Origin of the sequence: Streptomyces yokosukanensis, from assembly GCF_001514035.1 — a bacterium.
GTDB classification, from domain to species: Bacteria; Actinomycetota; Actinomycetes; order Streptomycetales; family Streptomycetaceae; genus Streptomyces; species Streptomyces yokosukanensis.
Genome location: NZ_KQ948206.1, coordinates 488,421 through 510,464 on the forward strand (window position 1 = coordinate 488,421; position 22,044 = coordinate 510,464).

The window sequence follows — 22,044 nt, forward strand, 5'->3', positions numbered from 1 at the left end:
TGACCGGTGCGCCTACCGAGGCGCCAGGTCTGGAAAGATGGGCGCGACGATGACGTCGCCCCCCAGGTCTAGGTCAGGGCCGTAACGCAGCAACCCAACCCGCAACACAAGGAGCGGACAGATGCCCATCGCAACCCCCGAGGTCTACGGCGAGATGCTCGACCGGGCGAAGGCAGGCAAGTTCGCCTACCCGGCCATCAACGTCACCTCGAGCCAGACCCTGAACGCGGCGCTGCGCGGCTTCGCGGAGGCGGAGAGCGACGGCATCGTCCAGATCTCGACCGGCGGTGCCGAGTTCCTCGGCGGCCAGTACAGCAAGGACATGGTGACCGGCGCGGTCGCCCTCGCCGAGTACGCGCACATCCTCGCCGAGAAGTACCCGGTCAACATCGCGCTGCACACCGACCACTGCCCGAAGGACAAGCTCGACGGGTACGTACGTCCGCTGATCGCGGTCTCCGAGGAGCGGGTGAAGGCCGGCAGGAACCCGCTGTTCCAGTCCCACATGTGGGACGGCTCCGCCGAGACCCTCGCCGACAACCTCGCCATCGCCCAGGAGCTGCTGGAGCGCACCCGCGCCGCCAACATCATCCTGGAGGTGGAGATCACCCCGACCGGCGGTGAGGAGGACGGCGTCTCCCACGAGATCAACGACTCCCTGTACACGACGGTCGAGGACGCGATCCGCACCGCCGAGGCCCTCGGCCTCGGTGAGAAGGGCCGCTACCTGCTGGCCGCCTCCTTCGGCAATGTGCACGGCGTGTACAAGCCGGGCAACGTCGTGCTCCGCCCCGACCTGCTGAAGGAGCTGAACGACGGCGTGGCCGCCAAGTTCGGCAAGGCCTCCCCGTTCGACTTCGTCTTCCACGGCGGCTCCGGCTCCACCGAGCAGGAGATCCTGACCGCGCTGGAGAACGGCGTCGTGAAGATGAACCTCGACACGGACACCCAGTACGCCTTCACCCGTCCGGTCGCGGCCCACATGTTCGAGAACTACGACGGCGTCCTGAAGGTCGACGGCGAGGTCGGCAACAAGAAGGCCTACGACCCGCGCACCTGGGGCAAGCTGGCCGAGGCGTCGATGGCCGCGCGTGTCCTTGAGGCCACGCAGAACCTGCGCTCGGCGGGCAACAAGATCAAGTAAGCGGCACGTCCGTTCTTCCCCGGCGGGCCCGGCGCTGTCCATGCGCCGGGTCCGCCGCATTTTCCGCCGCCCGGCGGTATACCTGTGAGCATGCCCGACGTTCGGCTCGCCTCGCCCCAGGGCAAGTGGATCCTGCTCACGACGATCCTCGGCTCCAGCATGGCCCTGCTGGACTCGACCGTCGTCAATGTGGCGCTGCCGCGCATCGGCCGCGACCTGGGCGCGAGCCTCGCCGCGCTGCAGTGGACGGTCAACGCGTACATGGTCACGCTGGCCGGTCTGATCCTGCTCGGCGGCTCGCTGGGGGACTACTACGGCCGCCGGAAGATCTTCGTGCTGGGCGTGGTGTGGTTCGCGACGGCGTCCCTGCTGTGCGGTATGGCGCCGACTTCGGGCATCCTCATCGCCGCGCGGGCGCTGCAGGGCGTCGGCGGCGCCCTGCTGACCCCGGGGTCGCTGGCGATCATCCAGGCCTCCTTCCACCCCGACGACCGCAGCCGGGCCGTCGGCCTGTGGTCCGGCTTCGGCGGGATCGGCGCGGCGGTCGGCCCGTTCCTGGGCGGCTGGCTGGTGGCCGGCCCCGGCTGGCGCTGGGTGTTCCTGCTGAACGTCCCGCTGGCCCTGCTGTGCGTACCGGTCGCGCTGCGGCACGTCCCGGAGTCGGCGGACCCTCGTCGGCACGCCCGCTTCGACGTCCTCGGCGCGGTGCTCGGCGCCCTCGCCCTGGCCCTGCTGACGTACGCGCTGGTCGAGGCCAGGGAGGCTTCCTGGGCGGTGGCCCTGACCGGGGCCGCGGGCCTGGCGGCGGCGGTGGCCTTCGTCCACGTCGAACGGCACCGCCCGGACCCGATGCTCCCGCCGGACATCTTCGCCTCGCGCCAGTTCACGGCCGTCAACCTGGTCACCCTGTGCGTGTACGCGGCGTTCGGCGGCTTCTTCTTCCTCACCGCGCTGCAGCTGCAGGTGGTGGCGGGCTACTCGCCCCTCGCGGCCGGTACGGCCCTGCTGCCGACGACGGCCCTGATGCTGCTCTTCTCCGCCCGCTCCGGCGCCCTCGCGGACCGTACGGGCCCGCGCCTGCCGCTCACCGTCGGCCCGCTGCTCAGCGCGGCGGCGATGCTGCTGATGCTGCGGGTGGGAAAGGACGCCGACTACCTCACCGACGTGCTGCCGGCCATGCTGGTCATGGGCGCCGGCATGGTGACCCTGGTGGCGCCCCTGACCGCCACGGTCCTCGCCTCCGTGGACACCGCGCGCGCCGGGCTGGCCAGCGGCATCAACAACGCGGCGGCACGGGCGGCGGGCCTGATCGCGGTCGCGGCGCTGCCGCTGCTCGCGGGGATGGGCCCGGAGGCGTATCGCGACCCGGCGGCCTTCGACGCGGCGTTCGACCGGGCGATGCCCATGTGCGCGGGGACGCTGCTGCTGGGTTCGGCACTGGCCTTCACCCTGGTCCGCCGGCCGGCCCCGGGCTGCCGGCACCCGGAGTGCCGTACCCACGGCAGCGTGACGGCTCCGCCGTTGGAGGGGCGGGGCAGGTAGGGGGGCGGTCGGCGGTCTCGGCCTCCGGCCGCGACCCCAGGGAGCTGCAGTGCCGTCGGCCGTACAGTTAACTGGACCTCATGACGATTCACGAAAACCTCCTCGGCGGCCCGCCCCCGACCCATCTCCCCGACGACCCGGAGCCCCGCGAACTCCTCGCGGCCGGCACCGCCCCCGCGGACGTCGCCGCCAAGTACCCCACCTCCTCCCTCGCCTGGGCCCAGCTGGCCGACGATGCGTTCGAGCGTGGCGCGGTCGTGGAGTCGTACGCCTACGCCCGTACGGGCTACCACCGCGGCCTCGACGCCCTGCGTCGCAGCGGTTGGAAGGGCCACGGGCCGGTCCCCTGGGAGCACGAGCCGAACCGCGGCTTCCTGCGTGCCCTGCACGCCCTCGCCCGCGCCGCGCAGGCGATCGGCGAGCAGGAGGAGTACGAGCGCTGCTCGCAGTTCCTCAAGGACTCCTCGCAGACGGCCGCCCAGACCCTCGGCTGACCCCTACGGGATTCCCGGTGTGGCCCGTCTGGCAGCAGACGGGCCTTGCCGTATCCCATGGGATTGCGGAGGATTCCGCTTGGGGACCGGGGCCCCCGTGCCGGAATCGGCAGGGGCGGACCGCTACCCGGAGCAACAACAGGAGACAGCGATGTCCCAACAGGCTCAACCCCTTCCCCAAGCCGCTGAGCCCGAGGCCCCGCATCTCGATTTCGCCGGCACGACGCCGTACGAGGACTACGTCAAGGCGGACGTGCTCACCCATCTCCAGCACACCCTCTCCGACGACCCCGGAGAGCTGGTCTTCCTGGTGACGACCCAGGTCATGGAGCTGTGGTTCACGGTGATCGTGCACGAGTGGGAGACCGCCGCGAACGCCCTGCGCTCGGACGACGTCCCGACCGCCGTCGCCGCGCTCAAGCGCTCCGTACGGGAGTTGGAAGCCCTGAACGCCTCCTGGAAGCCGCTCGGCCAGCTGACCCCGGCCCAGTTCAACTCCTACCGCTCCGCCCTCGGCGACGGCTCCGGTTTCCAGTCCGCGATGTACCGCCGCATGGAGTTCCTGCTCGGTGAGAAGTCCGCGTCCATGCTCGTCCCGCACCGCGGCGCCCCGCGGGCCCACGCGGAACTGGAGAAGGCGCTGCACGAACCGAGCCTGTACGACGAGGTCGTCCACCTTCTCGCGCGCCGCGGCCACACGATCCCCGACCCCGTCCTGAACCGGGACGTCTCCCAGCGCTACGACGCCTCCGACGCCGTCGAGGCCGCCTGGGCGGAGATCTACTCGGGCGACCAGAGCACCGAACTCGCCCGCCTGGGCGAGGCGTTGTCGGACGTGGCCGAACTGGTCTGGCGCTGGCGCAACGACCATCTGGTCGCCACCCGCCGCGCGATGGGCGCCAAGACCGGCACCGGCGGCTCGGCCGGCGTGGCCTGGCTGGAGAAGCGTGCCCGCAAGAACGTGTTCCCCGAGCTGTGGACGGCGAGGTCCCATGTCTGAACTGGCACTGCAGGCGGAGAAGCTGGACGCGGCGGACGAACTGGCACCGCTCAGGGACCGCTTCGTCCTCGATGAGGCCTGCGAGCACGCGGCCGGCACCGCGGGGATCTACCTGGACGGCAACTCGCTCGGCGCGCTCCCCGCCCACGTACCCGACCGGGTGGCCGACGTGGTCCGCCGCCAGTGGGGCGAACTGCGCATCCGCTCCTGGGACGAGAGCGGCTGGTGGACCGCGCCCGAGCGGATCGGCGACCGCATCGCCCCGCTGGTGGGCGCGGCGGCCGGGCAGATCGTCGTGGGCGACTCCACAAGTGTCAACGTTTTCAAGGCACTTGTGGCGGCGGTACGGATGGCGGGCGAGGACCGGACCGAGATCCTGGTCGACGCCACGACCTTCCCCACGGACGGCTACATCGCCGAGTCCGCGGCCCGTCTGACCGGCCGCACCCTGCGCAAGGTGACCCCGGCCGAGGTGCCCGCCGCCCTGACCGGGCGCACGGCGGCCGTCCTCCTCAACCATGTCGACTACCGCACCGGCCGCCTGCACGACCTGCCCGCCCTCACGGCCGCCGTCCACGCCGCGGGCGCGCTCGCGGTCTGGGACCTGTGCCACAGCGCGGGCGCGCTGGAGGTGGGCCTGGACGAGCACGGGGTCGACCTGGCGGTCGGCTGCACCTACAAGTACCTGAACGGAGGCCCGGGTTCACCGGCGTACCTCTACGTTCGCGAGGAGCTGCAGCCCCGCTTCGACTCCCCCCTCCCCGGCTGGAACTCCCACACCGACCCGTTCGGCATGAGCCCGTCGTACGCCCCGGCGCCGGGCGCTTCGCGGGGCCGCGTGGGTACTCCGGACATCCTCTCCATGCTGGCCCTGGAGGCGGCCCTGGACGTCTGGGACGGCGTCCGGGTCGGTGCCGTGCGGGCCAAGTCCCTCGCGCTGACGGACTTCTTCCTGCGCTGTGTGCGGGCGTACACCGAACCGGGACGCGTCGAGTCGGTGACTCCGGAACGCCATGAGGAACGCGGCAGCCAGGTCGCCCTGCGCTGTCCGGACGCCGGCGAGGTGATGCGCCGCCTGATCGCCCGAGGCGTCGTCGGCGACTTCCGCCACCCCGACGTCCTCCGCTTCGGGTTCACCCCGCTGTACGTCTCCTTCGCCGAGACCGAGCGGGCGGCCCGGATCCTGAGCGAGGAACTGGCGTAGAGCGCGAGGAGACGGCGTAGCGGCGGGAGGGGGCTCCCCGGCTCCGGGGAGCCCTCTCCTGCGAACGGTCCACAGAACCGTTTATCCCTGACTCTGCGTCACATCCCCATGCCCTCGCACGTCACTGGCCTGATACCGTCCCGCCAACGGCGAACGAAAATTCCTCACCCGGTCCGCCACACGCCAAACACGTTCCATCGCTGAGAGGTTGGAGCATGCCGGACGACGCCGCAGCAGCCCGCGCCGCCGCCGAGGAGGAGTCGGCCTTCGCGCATCCTCCGGTCGACCCCGATGCCACCTCCGCGTACGGCGCCCACCCCGACCAGGTGATCGACTTCTACGCCCCCCGAGCCGCCCCGGAGGCGGTCGTTCCCCTGGTGGTGGTCCTGCACGGCGGCGCCTGGCGCGCCCGTCACGACCGCCGGCACATCACCCCCTTCGCGGACTATCTCGCCCGCAGGGGCTTCGCGGTGGCCAACATCGAGTACCGGCGCGGCGGCGCACCCCTGATCCCCGAGCAGAACGCGGGCGACGGCACCCCTCCGGCCGGCCGCTGGCCCGACACCTTCGACGACGTCGCGGCCGCCCTGGAGGCGTTGCCCGCCCTCGTCCGCGAGGCGCTCCCGCAGGCCGACCCGCGCCGTACCGTTCTCACCGGCCACTCGGCCGGCGGCCATCTCGCCCTGTGGGCCGCGGCCCGCCACGTCCTGCCCGCGGACTCGCCCTGGCGCACCGAGCGGCCGGCCCCGCTGCGCGGCGTCGTCGCCCTCGCCCCGATCGCGGACCTCGAGGTGGCGGAGAAGCTCGACGTGTGCGGCAACGCGAGCCTGCAACTCCTCGGTGGCCACGGCACCTTCGCCGAGCGCCGCCCCTTCGCCGACCCCGTCCTGCTCCTCCCGACGGGCATCGCGACGACACTCGTCCAGGGGCGTACGGATGCGGAGGTGCCGCAGGCGGTGGCCGAGTCCTACGCGGCGGCGGCGGCGAAGGCGGGCGAGGTGGTCGGCCTGACCCTGCTGGAGGACGTGGGACACTTCCCCCTGATCGACCCGGCGGCGGACGCGTGCGCGGTGGTGGCCGAGGAGATCGCCCAACTGGCCTGGTAGTCGGTTCCGGCGACCGGTTCCGGCGACCGGCTCCGGGGATCGGCCCGTGCGATCGGCTCTGGAGGTCGGTCCGTGCGACCGGCCCTGACGGTCGGCCGTGACGACCGGCCTGGTGGAGTGGGCGGTGCGGCCCGTGCGGGTCGGCCCCGGTGATACCCGTAGTACCTGAGAGCTACCTCGCAGGACAGCTCCCTGGCGGGACGCCGACGACAGGCCCCGGTCCCTAATTTCCTTGTCAGAGAAGCCCGATGGCCGGGCCATCTGAAAGGAACCCGACCATGGGGCCCATCCGCCACCCCATTCACCCGCACCCCCCGACACCCCTCTCCGGCGGCCGGCAGCGGTCGGCGGGCGCTGATTCCCCCTCCGCGGAGCCGCAGTCGCCGACGGCGAATCCGTCGCGCGGGGGCCACCCGCACTCGACGACGAAACGGTCACGGCTGGTGCGGGGGACGGAGAGGCGAACCCCGCCGAAGACCTCCCGCACCCGCATCGGAACCTGGCGCCGCACCCTCCTCGCCGCCCTCCTCACCGCGGCCATCGCCGCCCCCCTCTCCGGTGCGGCCCGCCCCCAGATCCCCGCCCCCACCCCCGCCGCGCTCCCCCCGCTCACGGCCACCAGCCTCCACACCACCTACGAGGCCAACCGGGCCGACGCCGCCCGCGCCGCCCACATGGCCGCCGCGCACGGCGACCCCCACCGTGCCGCCGCCGACCAGGCCCTGGCCGGGCCGGGCCGAAACCTCCTCGCCTTCGACGGCCGAGGCGCCGGCCAGGCCACGGAGGTCCTCGGCGACCTCGCCCACGCCGACCACATCGCGGTCCTCGTCCCCGGCTCGGACACCTCCCTGGACACCTACGCCCGCTTCCACAAGGCCGCCGCGGCCCTGTACACGGACCTCACCCACCGCGCCCCCCACGGCACCACCGCCGCCGTCATCTCCTGGCTCGGTTACGAACCCCCGGCCACGGTCAGCACCACGGTGACCACGACCACCCGGGCCGACGAGGCCGCTCCCCGGCTGCGCGCCTTCGTGAGCCACCTGCGCACCGCGACCAAGCCGCAGGCGCATCTCTCCCTGCTCTGCCACTCCTACGGCACGGTCGTCTGCGGCCGTGCCGCCCCCGGCCTGGACGCCGACGACATCGCCCTCGTCGGCAGCCCCGGTACCGGCGCGGACTCGGCCGCGGCCCTGCACACCGATGCCCGCGTCTGGGCGGCCCGCGGCGCAGACGACTGGATCCGGCGGGTGCCGCACACCCGCGTCCACCTCTTCGGCACGACCATCGGCTTCGGCACCGACCCGGTCTCCCGCGCCTTCGGCGCCCGGGTCTTCGACGCGGCCGACGCCGACCACAGCGGCTACTTCACCCCGGGCTCGGCCTCCCTCGCCAACCTGGCCCGGATCACCCTCGGCGAGACCTCGGAGGTGACCCGTGCCTGAGCAGACCGCCCACGTCCGCCGTACCCGTCCGCGCGCCCCCCGCCCCCCGGCCTTCAGCCCCACCACTCCCGCTGCCACTCCCGCCTCCGGCGTCCCGGGGCGCACGCGCTCCCCCCTCACCCCGGCCACCGCCCTGCGAGCCCTCCGCCGAGCCGCCCGGCGCGTCGACGCCGCCACGCCCGCATCCCGGGACCGCGCGCTCGACGCCCTGCGCGCGTTCGCGATCCTCGGCGTCGTCCTCGGCCACTGGCTGGTGACGGCCCTGGTCGCACGGGACGGCGGTCTGCATACGGCGAGCCCGTTGCAGCACATGCCCTGGCTGGCCCCGGTCTCCTGGCTCTTCCAGACGCTGGCAGTGTTCTTCCTGGTGGGCGGCCAGGTGGCGACGCACAGCCTGGCCTCGGCCCGCGCCAGAGGCGACAGCTACGCCTCCTGGCTGCGTGCCCGTCTGGCCCGCCTGTTGCGTCCGGTGGCCGCGCTGCTCGGTCTGTGGTCGGTGACGACCGTGACGCTCCTGCTCACCGGCGCACCGCTGTCCACGGTCCACACGCTGCTGAAGCTGGCGCTGTCCCCGCTGTGGTTCCTCCTGGTCTTCGCCGGGCTCACCGCCGTCACCCCGCTCGTCGCGCGCCTCAACCCCCTGTGGCCGTTCGCCGTCGTCCTGCACGTGGACGTTCTCCGCTTCGGCCTGCACCTCGGCCCGTCCTGGCTCGGCTGGGTGAACCTGGCGGCGGGCTGGCTGGTCCCGTACGCCCTGGGCGCCGCCTGGGCCCGGGGCGAGCTGCGCAGCCGCCGCTCGGCCTTCGTCCTGCTGCTCGGCGGTACGGCGGCCACGGCCCTGCTCATCACCTGCGCGGGCTATCCGGCGTCCATGGTCGGCGTCCCCGGGGCGGCGACGTCCAACCTCAACCCTCCGACCCTGGCGGCCGTCACCTTCGGCCTGGCCCAGTGCGGCCTCGCCCTCCTGCTCCGCGACCGCCTGCGCCGCGCGATGGCCCGGCCCCTGGCCTGGGCGGCGATCGCCTTCGTCAACCTCTCCGCGATGACGATCTTCCTCTGGCACCAGACGGCCATGATGGCCACGACGGCCATGGGCCTCCTGGCGGGCCGGCTGCCCGGCCTGCACACCTCGCCGGACTCCGTCGCCTGGGTGGCGTCCCGCCTCGTGTGGCTCCCCGTCTTCCTCTCGGTCCTGGCGCTGTGCTGGGCGGCCTTCCGGCACCACGAGCAGGGCCCCGCCCGCCCCCGGCACCGCTCGTCGCAGGTGATCCGCCGTCATGTGCCCCCGGCGAGGCCCTCGCGCCATGCATAGAGTGACGTCCGTGAAGTCCGCGGATCCCGAGAACCCGACCGGTCGTTCCGGCGACGCCGGGCGCGCGACCTCACCGACCCCCCGTACCGAGACCGAGACCGAGACGGAGACCGAGACGGAGACCGGTCCCGCCACCCCGTCCCGTGCCGCCCGCCTCCGCGCCTGGCTGGGCGCAGTGCCCTCGCCCCAGTCGCCCCCCTTCTCGAAGTACCGCTGGCTGCGGCTGCTCACCTATGTCCTTGTCGTCTACGTGGCCCTCGGCATCGCCCTCGCCGGCGCCGAGGAGCTGTCCCACAGCTACGGCTTCACCGGCGCCGTGGCGTTGTCGAGCACGCTCCTGCAGGCCACCGCCGTCGTCCTGGCCCTGTGGCGCCCGGTCCCCGCGTGGGCCCTGTCCCTGGTCGTGGCCATCACCACCGCGATGCTGGCCCGCCCGAAGCTGGACTCTCCGCAGCTCCCGAGTCCCAACTGGCCTTGGTCCACACCCGTTCTGCTCGCCCACGTGGTCGTCCTCCTGCTCCTCGCCCTGCGGGTACGCCCTCGCGGCACCCTCGCGGCGTTCGGCGCGACCGCTTTGACGACCGCCGCCGTCGAAGGCGGCATCGGGGCGCAGCGCTACTCCGCGACGGGACTCGACGCCCTCGCCCTGTTCGCCGTCGCCGCCGTCATCGGCACCCTCCTGCGCGGTCGCAGCGTGGCCCGTACGCAACTGGTCCAGCAGACGACGATCACCGCGGAGGAGCGGGCCCGCCGCACGCTGCTGGAGGAGCGCAGCCGTATCGCCCGGGAGCTGCACGACGTGGTCGCCCACCACATGTCGGTGATCTCCATCCAGGCCCAGGTCGCCCCCCACCTGGTGGAGAACCCGTCGCAGGAGCTGAAGGAGAACCTCGACGGCATCCGCAACAACGCGCTGGAGGCCCTGACCGAACTGCGCCGTGTGCTCGGCGTCCTGCGGTCCGAGAACCCGGACGAGGCGGAGGCCGTCGAGGACTCCCCGGGCCTGCCCGCGCCCGGCACCGGCCCGGCGCCCCACGCCCCGCAGCCGAACCTCGCCCGGCTGGACGCCCTGCTGGAGAACACCAGGGCGGCCGGCGTGGACGTGGTGAAGGCCGAGGAGGGAGACCCGCGCGGCTACTCACCGGGCGTGGAGCTGTCCGCGTACCGGATCGTCCAGGAGGCCCTGAGCAACGTCCTGCGGCACGCGCCGGGCGCCAAGGTCCACGTGGACATCTCCCATCTGCCGGGCGGCATATACCTGAGCATCACCAACACCCGCCCCAGCCGTCCGGTCCAGCCGTCCCCGGGCAGCGGTCACGGCCTGCTGGGCATGCGGGAGCGCGCGGCGATGCTGGGCGGGCGCCTGGAGGCGAAACCGGCCGGGCACGGCGGCTTCGTGGTGACGGCGTTCCTCCCCCGCGGCGGCGCCCCCGAGCCGGCCGAGCCCGCGTCCCCCTCGCCGCCCTGACCCGCGGCCCCCGCCGCCTTCCTCGTATCCGATCCGTACAGCTTCGATCCGCACATCTTCGAGCCCCCGACAGGAGAACAGGTCCCATGACGAGCGGTGCCGGCACCATCCGCGTACTGATCGCCGACGACCAGCAGATGGTCCGGCAGGGCTTCACCGTGCTGCTCAACACCCAGCCCGACATCGAGGTGATCGGGCAGGCGGTGGACGGCGTGGACGCGATCGCCCAGACCGCCGAACTGGCCCCGGACGTGGTGCTGATGGACATCCGCATGCCCGAGCTCGGCGGCATCGAGGCGACCCGCCGCATCACCACCGAGCAGCCGGTCGTCAAGGTGCTGGTGCTCACCACGTTCGACCTGGACGAGTACGTGTACGAGGCACTGCGGGCCGGGGCCTCCGGCTTTCTGCTCAAGGACGCCTCCGCGGCCCAGCTGGCCGAGGCGGTACGGGTCGTGGCCGCGGGCGACGCCCTGCTCGCGCCGGGTGTCACCCGCCGCCTCATCGCCGAGTTCTCCCGCCTGGACGGCAGCCGCCGGGCCCCGCTCAAGCAGCGCGTCGGCGATCTCACCGAGCGGGAGACGGAGGTGCTGGCACTGATCGCCCAGGGCCTGTCGAACGCGGAGATCGCCGAGCGGCTGGTCGTGGCCGAGCAGACGGTGAAGACCCACGTCGGCCGCATCCTGGTCAAGCTGGGCCTGCGGGACCGCACCCAGGCGGCGGTCTTCGCCTACGAGTCCGGCCTGGTCCGCCCCGGCGGCCGCTGACGTCTCGGTGACCCCCTGCGGGGCGACCCGTAGTACCTGAGGGGGACCCCCGAGGACCCCTCTGCAAGGTGACGACCGCGACCCCCGCCCCCGCATACCGTTCTGTACGTGACCCAGACGACGCACACGCAGACGACACCGCCGGGCCCGGCCGGCCGGCCGCGCAGCCCGGAGTTCCGGTTCGCCGCGGATGCCCTGCGCGGCCTGCGGCAGGACCTGTTCCAGAACGCCTTCGCCTACCGCCCGCTGCCCCTCATGAGCGTGGACGGTCCGCTCGCCCGGAGGCTGCCCCGCCTCATGAGGGAGTACGCGGCGTGGGCTCCGCACGCGACGGTGGCGGCCGCCGGCACGCTGGCGGTGCTCGTCGGCCTGACGGACGACGAGGTGGGGATCAGGGGCCTGCTGTCCGCGATGCTGGCGCTGATCCCGGTGCTGCTGACCCTGGTGCGTCCGAAAGGGGCGCTCTGGCTGTCCTTCGCGGGGACCACGGCCACGGCGATCATCGGCGGCGCCGGGGGCAGCTGGCCGTGGCTGCCGAGCAGCTTCATCTCCCATCTGGTGGTGCTCACCGTCGTCGCGATCCGCACCCGCCCGCGCACGGCGGCCTGGACATGGCTGCTGACCGCGGCGTACGGCTTCTTCGCCCAGACGGGCCTCGGCTGGGGGTACGACGCCAGCGACACCGGCGCGATGCTGTTCCTGTCCGCGCTGATTCTGCTGATCGTCACGGTCTGGCACATCCGCCGCGAGGCCCGGCAGGAGATGACCGCCCAGCAGACGGTGACCGAGCACGAGCGCTCCCGCCGCACCCTGCTGGAGGAGCGCTCGACGATCGCCCGCGAGCTGCACGACGTGGTCGCCCATCACATGTCGGTCGTCGCCATCCAGGCGGAAGCCGCGCCCTACCGTGTGGAGAACCCGCCGGAGGAGCTGGAGAAGGCGTTCGTCACCATCCGGGAGAACGCGGTGGCGGCCCTGACCGAGCTGCGCCGGGTCCTCGGGGTCGTGCGCGCGGAGAACTACGAGGCGCCGGACGCCCCGCAGCCGACCCTGGCCGATCTCGACGCACTGCTCGGCAATGTGCGCCAGGCCGGCCTGACGGTGGACAAGGCGGTGACCGGCGCGGTCCGCGAACTGCCGCAGGGGGTGGAGCTGTCGGCGTACCGCATCGTGCAGGAGGCCCTCAGCAACACCCTGCGGCACGCTCCGGGAGCGAGCGCCCGTGTGGAGATCGGCTATGTCCTCGGCGGTCTGGGTCTGCGGATAGTCAACGGTCCGCCGCCCGCCCCGCATCTCATAAAGCCCTCACCGGGCGCCGGGCACGGCCTCACGGGCATGCGGGAGCGTGTCTCCATGCTGAACGGCGAGATGGCGACGGGCCGGGCGGAGGACGGAGGCTATGAGGTGACGGTGTTCCTGCCGGTACCTCCGGCCACCGGGATCGAAGGGGACGCATGACCATCCGCGTACTGATCGCGGACGACCAGATGATGGTCCGCGAGGGCTTCTCGGTCCTGCTGAACGCGATGCCGGACATCGAAGTCGTCGGCGAGGCCGTCAATGGAAGGCAGGCGGTGGAACGGGTCCGTGAACTCGCTCCGGACGTCGTCCTCATGGACATCCGGATGCCGGAGCTGAACGGCATCGAGGCGACCCGGGAGATCGTCGCCTCGGACGGTGCGGCGAAGGTGCTGGTCCTGACGACCTTCGACCTGGACGAGTACGTGTACCAGGCGCTGCGCGCGGGAGCCTCGGGCTTCCTCCTCAAGGACGCCTCGGCACGCCAGCTCGCCGACGGGGTGCGGGTGGTGGCCTCGGGCGAGGCGCTGCTGGCCCCCTCGGTCACCAGACGACTGATCACGGAGTTCTCCCGTCTGTCGGAGACCCCGCGGCTGATGCCGGCGGCCCAGGCGTCGTACGGCGAGCTGACGGAGCGGGAGACGGAGGTGCTGATCCTGATCGCCCAGGGCCTGTCGAACGCGGAGATCGCCGAGCGGCTGGTGGTGGCGGAGTCGACGATCAAGACCCATGTGAGCCGGATCCTGGTGAAACTGGGCCTGCGGGACCGCACCCAGGCGGCGGTGTTCGCCTACGAGGCCCGGCTGGTCACACCGGGCTGACGCGGTGTCCCGCAGGCCGCCGGCCGGGCACGTCGGGGGCCGGGACCCCTGGTCAGCCGTCGGTCGGCGCGTTAGCGTCCCCGCATGGCTGGCTCCATCGACGTGACGTTCGACCCCTGGGACCCGGCGTTCCTCGCCGATCCCTACCCCGCCTACGCCGAGCTGCGGGCTCGGGGCAGGGTGATCCGGTACGAGGCGACCGACCAGTGGCTGGTCCCGCACCACGCGGACGTCTCGGCGCTGTTGCGGGACAGGCGGCTGGGGCGGACGTATCAGCACCGGTTCTCGCACGAGGAGTTCGGGCGGGGCGCGCCCCCGCCGGAGCACGAGCCGTTCCGCACGCTCAACGACCACGGCATGCTCGACCTGGAGCCGCCGGACCACACCCGGATCCGGCGCCTGGTGTCGAAGGCGTTCACACCGCGCACGGTGGAGCGGCTGCGCCCGTATGTGGAGGAGCTGGCGAACGACCTGGTGGCCCGGCTGGTGGCGGCCGGCGGCGGCGATCTGCTGGCGGACGTGGCGGAGCCGCTGCCGGTGGCGGTGATCGCCGAGATGCTGGGCATTCCGGAGGCGGACCGCGGACAGCTGCGTCCCTGGTCGGCGGACATCTGCGGGATGTACGAGCTGAATCCGTCGCAGGAGACGGCCACGAGGGCGGTCCGCGCCTCGGTGGAGTTCTCGGAGTATCTGCGCGAGCTGATCGCGGCGCGCCGCAAGGAGCCGGGGGAGGATCTCGTCTCCGGTCTGATCGCGGCGCACGACGAGGGCGACCGGCTGACCGAACAGGAGATGATCTCCACGGCGGTGCTGCTGCTCAACGCGGGGCACGAGGCCACGGTGAACGCCACGGTCAACGGCTGGTGGGCGCTGTTCCGCCACCCCGAGCAGCTGGCGGCCCTGCGCGCCGACCACCGCCTGGTCCCCTCCGCGATCGAGGAGCTGATGCGCTACGACACCCCGCTCCAGCTCTTCGAGCGCTGGGTGCTCGACGACATCGAGATCGACGGCACGACGATCCCGCGGGGCTCGGAGATCGCCATGCTCTTCGGTTCCGCCAATCACGACCCCGAGGCCTTCGAGCGGCCCGAGCGGCTGGACCTGACCCGTGCGGACAACCCGCACATCTCCTTCAGCGCGGGCATCCACTACTGCATCGGCGCACCCCTGGCCCGGATCGAGCTGGCCGCCTCGATGACGGCCCTGCTCCGGCAGGCCCCCACGCTGTCGCCGGCGGCGGAGCCGGAGAGGAAGCCGAACTTCGTGATCCGGGGGCTGGAGGGGTTGCGCGTGCGGGTGGGGTGATCGCCGTTGCGGCGGTACGCCGGCCGAGCTGTCGTGCTTCAGCCGGCCAGGTCCCGACGCCGTAGCCCCGCCAGTCCCGCGCCCACCAGCGCGACCGCCAGCCCCAGCAGGACCAGCACCGGCTCCCACTGCATCCCGCCGCCGGGCAGCTTCGGCAGATGCCCGAACGGGGAGAGGTCCAGCACCGCGCGCGGGACGTTCAGCGCGGGGCCGATCCAGCCGATCAGGAGGACCGCGCCGGCCACGCCCCAGGCCGCCGTGGCTCCCCGCGGCACGACGCCGAACAACAGGACGGCGATTCCGCCGATCACCCACACGGCGGCGACCTGCAGCAGGCAGGCCCCGAGCACCGGCCCGATCTGCCGGCCGTAGCCGACGGCGAAGCCCAGTCCGGCCAGCAGCATGATCAGGACCGAGCCGCCGAACGCGATCAGCAGATGGCCGGCGGCCCAGCGCACCCGGCCCACCGCGGCGGCCAGGACCGGCTCGGCGCGGCCCGAGGCCTCCTCACCGGCCAGCCGGAGCACGCAGGAGACGACGTGGAGCGCGGCGACCAGGCCGAGCATGCCGACCATCGCGGCGAGGAAGGCGTCCGTCAGACCCGACTGGCCGCCCAACCGCTGGAAGATCTTCCGCGCCTCGGCGTTGTCGCCGACGAGCCTGGCCGCGCCGTCCGTCATCCCGCCGTAGACGGCTCCGGCGAGGAAGAAGCCGATCGACCAGCCGAGTACGCTGCCACGCTGCAGCCGCCAGGCCAGCGCGCCCGCCGTGCCGAGCCGACCGGCCGCCGGTCCCGGCCGGGTCGGCAGGAAGCTCATGCCGATGTCCCGGCGCCCCGCCAACGCGTAGGCGACCACCGCCTGGACGGCCACGGCCGCCGCGAACAGCAGCAGCACCCACCAGCGTTCGGCGGCGAAGGCGCGCAGGTTCTCCAGCCAGCCCAGCGGGGACAGCCAGGTGAGCGGGGAGGAGCCGTCAAAGGAGGCCGAGTCGCCCGCCGCGCGCAGGACGAAGGCCGCGCCGAGCACCGCCGCCGTGAGCCCCCGGGCCAGCCGGGCGCTCTCGGTCAGCTGGGCGACGATCGCCGCCGTCGTGGCGAACACCATGCCCGCGCCCGCGACCCCGAGCCCGAAGGCCAGTGCACCGGCCGCGCCCTGTCCGGCGAGCCCCGCGACGATCAGGACGCACAGGGCCGCGTTCGCGACCGCCGCCGTGAGCAGTGCCGCCGTGAGCGGGGCCCGGCGTCCCACCATCCCGGAGGACACCATTTCCTGCCGTCCGCTCTCCTCCTCGTCGCGGGTGTGCCGGACGACGACGAGCAGGCTCGTCACGGCGGCGAGCGCGGCCGCGTAGATCCCGACCCGCCAGGCGGTCAGCGCGCCGAGGGAGTCGTCGAAGACCGGCCCGACCATGGCGCGCAGCGAGGTGTCGGTGGCCATCTGGTGCAGCAGGCCGGCGCGCTCGGCGGGGGTGCCGTACAGGGTCTTCAGGGTGTTGGGCATGGAGAGGACCATCAGCGTGTTCACCGCGACCCACACCGGGATCAGCACCCGGTCGCGGCGCAGCGCGAACCTCAGCAGGACTGCGGTGCCCGCCAGTCGGGAGGATGTGCGGTTCATGCCGGCACCTCGACGATGTCGTCCTGGTAGTGCCGCAGGAACAGTTCCTCCAGCGTCGGCGGGGTCGAGGTCAGCGAGCGCACCCCGGAGGCGCTCAGCGAGCGCAGGACGGCGTCCAGGTGGTCCGTGTCCACCTGGAGCCGGACGCGCCGGCCCTGCACGTCGAGGTCGTGCACGCCCGGCAGCAGGCCCAGTGCGCCCGGGGGGCCGACGAGTTCGGCGCTCACGCTGGTCCGGGTCAGATGCCGCAGGTCGGCCAGCGATCCGCTCTCCACGGTCCGGCCCTTGCGGATGATGCTGACGCGGTCGCAGAGTTCCTCGACCTCGCTGAGGATGTGGGACGACAGCAGGACCGTACGGCCGCGCTCGCGCTCCTCCTCGACACAGGTCTGGAAGACCTCCTCCATCAGCGGGTCCAGGCCCGAGGTCGGCTCGTCCAGGATCAGCAGGTCCACATCGGAGGCGAAGGCGGCGACCAGGGCGACCTTCTGCCGGTTGCCCTTGGAGTAGGTGCGGCCCTTCTTGGTCGGGTCCAGCTCGAACCGCTCGATCAGCTCGGCCCGGCGGCGGGCGTCGAGTCCTCCGCGCAGCCGCCCGTAGAGATCGATGACCTCGCCGCCGGAGAGATTGCGCCACAGGGTCACGTCGCCGGGTACGTAGGCGATCCTGCGGTGCGCCTTGACCGCGTCCCGCCAGGGATCGCGGCCCAGTACCTGCGCGGCGCCCGCGTCGGCGCGCAGCAGTCCGAGCAGCACCCGGATCGTGGTCGACTTGCCGGCGCCGTTGGGGCCGAGGAAGCCGTGCACCTCACCGGCCTCGACGTCCAGGTCGAGGCCGTCGAGCGCGTGCGTACGGCCGAAGGACTTGTGGAGTCCGGCGACCGTGATTGCCTTCGTCATGATTCCGAACGTACGCTTCTTTCAGAAATTTGTGAAGTTAAGGAAGCGCATGAATGCCGGATAGGGTGAGAGGCATGACGGAGCCGAGTGCAGAGCGGGACCCCGAGTCGGTCTCGCGGTTCGTGGAACACTTCGCGGCCCAGCTGACCGAGGCGGGCATGCCGCGTATGCCGTCCCGGGTCTTCGGCGCCCTCCTCGCCTCCGACGCCGGCACTCTGACCTCCGCCGAACTGGGCGACCAGCTGAAGATCAGCCCCGCCGCCGTCTCCGGTGCCGTGCGCTATCTCGCGCAGGTCCACATGGTGTCGAGGGAGCGCGAGCCCGGCTCACGCCGCGAGCGGTACCGGGTGCACAGCGACCAGTGGTACGAGGCGCTCACCAACCGCGAGGCCATCATCAAGCGCTGGGAGGACGCCCTGCGCGAGGGCGTCACCAGCCTCGGAGCCGACACCCCCGCGGGGCGCCGGCTCGCCGAGACACTGGGCTTCTTCGAGTTCATCGAGGAGGAACTGGTCGGGGTGATGGAGCGCTGGCGGGTGCACCGGGAGCAGAAGTACCCCCGCTGAGCCCGCTCAGCGTTCCTTCGTCTCCTCCAGCACCGTCCGCCCCAGCAGCGCGTACCGCTCGGGCGAGCGCCGTTTCAGGTACTGGGCGCAGCCCACGCCCGTCGCCGCGACCAGGGCCACCAGCCACGGGGTCGCCTTCAGTACGAGCGAGCCGGACTCGGGCCCGGCCGCCGCGCTCATGTTGGACACCAGCAGCACCACGACGGCGAGCATCGCGATGCCCCCGACGAGCGGCGCGGTGAAGGTGCGGAACCAGTGGCGGCTTTCGGGGTGGTTCCTGCGGAAGTAGACGAGGACGGCGAAGGAGCACACGGCCTGCACGATCAGGATCGCCATCGTGCCGAGGATGGCGAGCAGGACGTAGAGCGCGTTGTACGGGTCCTTGCCCGCGATCCAGAAGGCGGCGATCAGTACGGCGCTCACCGCCGTCTGCACCAGCCCGGCGATGTGCGGCGAACCGTGCCGGGCGTGGGTGCGGCCGATCGTGTTCTTCAGCGAGGTCAGGACGCCCTCCCGCCCGAGGGCGTAGAGATAGCGGGCGGCGCAGTTGTGGAAGGCCATGCCGCAGGCCAGCGATCCGGTGATCATCAGCCACTGCATGACGTCGACCGCCCAGTGCCCGACATAGCGCTCGGTGGGGTCGAAGAACATCGCGAGCGGGTTCGCGGAGGAGGCCGCCTTCACGGCCTCGGCCTGGCCGTTGCCGATGATGGCCATCCAGGAGACGAAGACGTAGAAGACGCCGACGCCGAGGACGCTGATCATCGTCGCCTTGGGGATGATCTTCTTCGGGTCGCGCGACTCCTCGCCGTACATCGCGGTCGACTCGAAGCCGACCCAGGACCAGAAGGCGAAGAAGAGCCCGAGCCCGGCGGACGTGCCCTTGAAGGCGTTGACCGGGTCGACCGGCGCGAACGCGAACCCGTGCGGGCCGCCGCCGTGGAGGGCGACGGACACCGCCATGGCGGCGAGCACGGTCACCTCGGTGCCCAGCAGCACCACCAGCAGTTTCTCGGCGACGCTGACCCCGAACCAGGTGCCGGTCGCGTTGATCGCGAGCATCAGGACGGCGAACGCCCACCAGGGCACGTGCACGCCCGTCTGGTCCTTCAGGGTGGTCGTGGCGAAGGTGGAGAAGATGCCGATCAGCGCCGGTTCGAAGACGACGTACGCGAAGGTCGCCAGCAGCCCGGAGGCGAGACCGGCGGTCCGGCCGAGCCCGTAGGAGATGAATCCGTAGAACGCGCCCGTGGACGTGATGTGTTTCGCCATCGACGTGAAACCCACGGAAAAGATTGCCAGGACGACCATTGCCACGAGATAGCTGGCGGGCGCCCCGATCCCGTTGCCCGACGACACCATGAAGGGCACGTTGCCGGTCATCGCGGTGATCGGCGCGGCGGTCGCCACCGCCATGAACACCACGCCGAGCAGGCCTACGGCGTTCGGTTTCAGCCGGTGAACCGCTTCGTCTTCGGTGCTGCCCGCCGCCGGGGCGACGCCCTCGTCCACTGCCATCGGGTGGCCCCCTCCGTGTCCGGTGCAAGAGTCCTGGTGGGTCCTGATGGAGCAGGATGGTGGACGAGACGGGGGCACGGGAAGGGGTCGGCGCTGTTAAATATTTGTCACCAGACCTTTAGGGGGCGTACGGCTCGCCCATCGGCGGACAGCAACGGCTCATGAGCCGGTGGGCAGGGTGAGCCCCCAGGCGCCCTCCGCCACCCGCCATGTGCGCCGCCGTACCGGTCCCGACACCGCCGCGTCCGCCCGGTAGCGGAAGTCCGCGCCGATCACCGTCACCGTCTGCCCGCACGCCCGCACCGGAGTCGCCTCCGCGCCCACCGACAGCGGCCGTACCTCCACCCGGGCCAGTCCGCCCGTGCCCGGCGCCACCGACACCGCCTCCACGGGCTGGCCGAGGTCCACCACCGCCGCCCCGTCGACCTCGACCCGCAGCCGGGAGGGTCCCGGCGACGGCACGGCGGGCAGCCGGGGCCGGCCGGGGGCGAGGGTGCGCACCAGCGAGCGGTACCAGGTCCGGCCCGCGGCCGCGGTCACCGGTTCGGGGGCAGCCGCCCGCACCGGCTCCGGCGGAATGCCGAGCCCGCCGAGCACCACCCCGTCGCTGTCGTCGACCAGCAGGTCCAGGCGGCGCTCCGACCCGTCCAGCACGGCCCGTGCCGCCGCCACCGCGCCGCGCGGCACGCCCAGCGACTCGGCGAGTGCGGTGTCACCCACCGGGACCACCGACAGCGCACATCCGGCCAGCTCCCGCGCCCGGTGCAACACGGTCACGGCCCGCACCAGGGCGCGGTCGTCCCCGATCACCACCGGCCTCCTGGAGCCCCGCCGGCCCAGCGCACGGGCGAATTCCTCCGGCCCGTCCGGCAGACACACCTTGGTCGCCGCACCCGCGCTGAGCACGTCTTTCGCGATCCGTACGGACTCCCCGTCCGTCTGTCGTGCCGCCGGATCGATGATCACCAGCAGCTGTTCGGACGTCGCGAAAGTCGCCACCTCGGTCCTGCCTCGCTTCCTCGGGTAGCATCTTTGTGCAAGAGCCCCTTGCGCTATTGCGCCAGGGGCTTCGTCTATTCCGGGGCATCCGGTCCGACGGTTGTGCGACCAACGGCGGTCGCTGTGGCACGCGGCGGTGAACCTTACGCCCACGCCCCCGACCTTGGACATGCCCCGCCCGGAAGGGGTGTACGCGCGTGCCCGCACTTGTGCTGCTCGGTGCTCAGTGGGGTGACGAAGGCAAGGGAAAGGCGACCGACCTGCTCGGTGGCTCGGTGGACTATGTAGTGCGCTATCAGGGCGGCAACAACGCCGGCCATACGGTCGTCGTCGGCGACCAGAAGTACGCACTGCATCTCCTCCCTTCCGGAATCCTCTCGCCTACTTGTGTCCCGGTCATCGGCAACGGCGTCGTCGTCGACCCGTCGGTCCTGCTCTCCGAGCTGAGCGGTCTGAACGAGCGTGGCGTCGACACGTCCAAGCTCCTGATCAGCGGTAACGCGCACATCATCACGCCGTACAACGTGACCGTCGACAAGGTGACGGAACGCTTCCTCGGCAAGCGCAAGATCGGTACGACCGGCCGCGGCATCGGCCCGACCTACGCGGACAAGATCAACCGCGTCGGCATCCGGGTCCAGGACCTCTACGACGAGTCGATCCTGCTGCAGAAGGTCGAGGCGGCCCTCGACGTCAAGAACCAGCTGCTCACCAAGCTGTACAACCGGCGCGCGATCGCCGCCGACCAGGTGGTCGAGGAGCTGCTGGGCTACGCCGAGCAGATCAAGCCGTACGTCGCCGACACGGTGCTGATCCTGAACGAGGCGCTGGAGCAGGACAAGGTCGTGCTCTTCGAGGGCGGTCAGGGCACCCTCCTCGACATCGACCACGGCACGTACCCCTTCGTCACCTCCTCGAACCCGACCGCCGGCGGTGCCTGCACCGGCGCCGGTGTGGGCCCGACGAAGATCAGCCGGGTCATCGGCATCCTCAAGGCGTACACGACCCGCGTCGGCGCCGGTCCCTTCCCGACCGAGCTGTTCGACGAGGACGGCGAGGCGCTGCGCCGCATCGGCGGCGAGCGGGGCGTGACCACCGGCCGTGACCGCCGCTGCGGCTGGTTCGACGCGGTGATCGCCCGCTACGCGACCCGTGTGAACGGTCTGACCGACTTCTTCCTCACCAAGCTGGACGTGCTGACCGGCTGGGAGCAGATCCCGGTCTGCGTGGCGTACGAGATCGACGGCAAGCGCGTCGAGGAACTGCCGTACTCGCAGACCGACTTCCACCACGCGAAGCCGGTCTACGAGACCCTGCCGGGCTGGTCCGAGGACATCACCAAGGCGAAGTCCTTCGCCGACCTGCCGAAGAACGCCCAGAACTACGTCAAGGCGCTGGAGGAGATGTCCGGCGCCCCGATCTCCGCGATCGGCGTGGGCCCGGGCCGGGACGAGACGATCGAGATCAACTCGTTCCTGTAGGGGCTGTGCTCCTTTCATCGCCGTAGGGGCCCCGGCGGCCGTCGTGTCCGGTGGA

The 22,044-nt window shown here is 72.1% G+C and carries 19 protein-coding genes; 15 read left to right on the forward strand and 4 right to left on the reverse strand.

Annotated elements, in window-relative coordinates; translation table 11 throughout:
* Nucleotides 1-121 precede the first annotated feature (121 nt).
* From fbaA to AQI95_RS02285, 13 genes are all read left to right on the forward strand, one after another.
* Entirely contained in the window at nucleotides 122-1,144 is a 1,023-nt protein-coding gene (gene fbaA, locus AQI95_RS02225) for a class II fructose-bisphosphate aldolase (protein ID WP_067116294.1), read from the forward strand.
* A gap of 90 nt (nucleotides 1,145-1,234) precedes the next feature.
* Complete coding sequence (locus tag AQI95_RS02230; RefSeq protein ID WP_067117024.1) at nucleotides 1,235-2,686, forward strand: MFS transporter; 1,452 nt, start codon at nucleotides 1,235-1,237, stop codon at nucleotides 2,684-2,686.
* Between the two features lie 80 nt (nucleotides 2,687-2,766).
* On the forward strand, nucleotides 2,767-3,180 hold the full coding sequence (locus tag AQI95_RS02235; RefSeq protein ID WP_067116297.1) for a DUF3151 domain-containing protein: 414 nt from the start codon (nucleotides 2,767-2,769) through the stop codon (nucleotides 3,178-3,180).
* A 151-nt stretch (nucleotides 3,181-3,331) separates the two neighbouring features.
* Nucleotides 3,332-4,180 (forward strand): tryptophan 2,3-dioxygenase family protein, encoded by an 849-nt coding sequence (locus tag AQI95_RS02240; RefSeq protein ID WP_067116300.1) that lies wholly within the window; start codon nucleotides 3,332-3,334, stop codon nucleotides 4,178-4,180.
* The gene (gene kynU, locus AQI95_RS02245) at nucleotides 4,173-5,384 is read left to right on the forward strand and encodes a kynureninase (RefSeq protein ID WP_067116303.1); all 1,212 of its coding nucleotides are present in this window, start codon (nucleotides 4,173-4,175) and stop codon (nucleotides 5,382-5,384) included. The genes AQI95_RS02240 and kynU overlap by 8 nt, the downstream gene beginning before the upstream one ends.
* Before the next feature lie 215 nt (nucleotides 5,385-5,599).
* On the forward strand, nucleotides 5,600-6,490 hold the full coding sequence (locus AQI95_RS02250) for an alpha/beta hydrolase (RefSeq protein WP_067116306.1): 891 nt from the start codon (nucleotides 5,600-5,602) through the stop codon (nucleotides 6,488-6,490).
* Nucleotides 6,491-6,930: 440 nt separating this feature from the next.
* Nucleotides 6,931-7,935 (forward strand): alpha/beta hydrolase, encoded by a 1,005-nt coding sequence (locus tag AQI95_RS02255; RefSeq protein ID WP_425264851.1) that lies wholly within the window; start codon nucleotides 6,931-6,933, stop codon nucleotides 7,933-7,935.
* On the forward strand, nucleotides 7,928-9,247 hold the full coding sequence (locus AQI95_RS02260) for an acyltransferase family protein (RefSeq protein ID WP_067116312.1): 1,320 nt from the start codon (nucleotides 7,928-7,930) through the stop codon (nucleotides 9,245-9,247). Before AQI95_RS02255 ends, AQI95_RS02260 begins: the two co-directional genes overlap by 8 nt.
* A 10-nt stretch (nucleotides 9,248-9,257) precedes the next feature.
* Nucleotides 9,258-10,715: a sensor histidine kinase gene (locus tag AQI95_RS02265; protein WP_341849446.1), complete on the forward strand. Its 1,458-nt coding sequence runs from the start codon at nucleotides 9,258-9,260 to the stop codon at nucleotides 10,713-10,715.
* A gap of 86 nt (nucleotides 10,716-10,801) precedes the next feature.
* On the forward strand, nucleotides 10,802-11,482 hold the full coding sequence (locus AQI95_RS02270; RefSeq protein WP_067116315.1) for a response regulator: 681 nt from the start codon (nucleotides 10,802-10,804) through the stop codon (nucleotides 11,480-11,482).
* 108 nt (nucleotides 11,483-11,590) lie between these two features.
* The gene (locus tag AQI95_RS02275; protein WP_067116318.1) at nucleotides 11,591-12,940 is read left to right on the forward strand and encodes a sensor histidine kinase; all 1,350 of its coding nucleotides are present in this window, start codon (nucleotides 11,591-11,593) and stop codon (nucleotides 12,938-12,940) included.
* Nucleotides 12,937-13,602, forward strand: a complete 666-nt coding sequence (locus AQI95_RS02280) for a response regulator (protein ID WP_067116321.1) — start codon at nucleotides 12,937-12,939, stop codon at nucleotides 13,600-13,602. The genes AQI95_RS02275 and AQI95_RS02280 overlap by 4 nt, the downstream gene beginning before the upstream one ends.
* Before the next feature lie 84 nt (nucleotides 13,603-13,686).
* On the forward strand, nucleotides 13,687-14,907 hold the full coding sequence (locus tag AQI95_RS02285) for a cytochrome P450 (protein WP_067116324.1): 1,221 nt from the start codon (nucleotides 13,687-13,689) through the stop codon (nucleotides 14,905-14,907).
* Between the two features lie 38 nt (nucleotides 14,908-14,945).
* On the opposite strand, the gene AQI95_RS02290 is transcribed toward AQI95_RS02285, so the two are convergent.
* Both AQI95_RS02290 and AQI95_RS02295 read right to left on the reverse strand, forming a co-directional pair.
* Nucleotides 14,946-16,526, reverse strand: coding sequence for an ABC transporter permease (locus tag AQI95_RS02290; protein ID WP_067116327.1), 1,581 nt, complete (start codon nucleotides 16,524-16,526; stop codon nucleotides 14,946-14,948).
* Complete coding sequence (locus AQI95_RS02295; protein ID WP_067116330.1) at nucleotides 16,523-17,425, reverse strand: ABC transporter ATP-binding protein; 903 nt, start codon at nucleotides 17,423-17,425, stop codon at nucleotides 16,523-16,525. Before AQI95_RS02295 ends, AQI95_RS02290 begins: the two co-directional genes overlap by 4 nt.
* Before the next feature lie 74 nt (nucleotides 17,426-17,499).
* On the opposite strand from AQI95_RS02295, the gene AQI95_RS02300 reads away from it, so the two are divergent.
* Nucleotides 17,500-17,991 (forward strand): GbsR/MarR family transcriptional regulator, encoded by a 492-nt coding sequence (locus tag AQI95_RS02300; protein WP_067116333.1) that lies wholly within the window; start codon nucleotides 17,500-17,502, stop codon nucleotides 17,989-17,991.
* Nucleotides 17,992-17,997: 6 nt separating this feature from the next.
* Here AQI95_RS02300 and AQI95_RS02305 read toward each other — a convergent pair whose 3' ends face one another.
* Nucleotides 17,998-19,509, reverse strand: a complete 1,512-nt coding sequence (locus AQI95_RS02305) for an APC family permease (protein ID WP_067116336.1) — start codon at nucleotides 19,507-19,509, stop codon at nucleotides 17,998-18,000.
* Nucleotides 19,510-19,668: 159 nt separating this feature from the next.
* On the reverse strand, nucleotides 19,669-20,508 hold the full coding sequence (locus AQI95_RS02310) for a diacylglycerol kinase family protein (RefSeq protein ID WP_067116339.1): 840 nt from the start codon (nucleotides 20,506-20,508) through the stop codon (nucleotides 19,669-19,671).
* A 197-nt stretch (nucleotides 20,509-20,705) separates the two neighbouring features.
* Here AQI95_RS02310 and AQI95_RS02315 point away from each other — a divergent pair, with 197 nt between their 5' ends.
* Nucleotides 20,706-21,989 (forward strand): adenylosuccinate synthase, encoded by a 1,284-nt coding sequence (locus AQI95_RS02315; protein WP_067116342.1) that lies wholly within the window; start codon nucleotides 20,706-20,708, stop codon nucleotides 21,987-21,989.
* Nucleotides 21,990-22,044 lie beyond the last annotated feature (55 nt).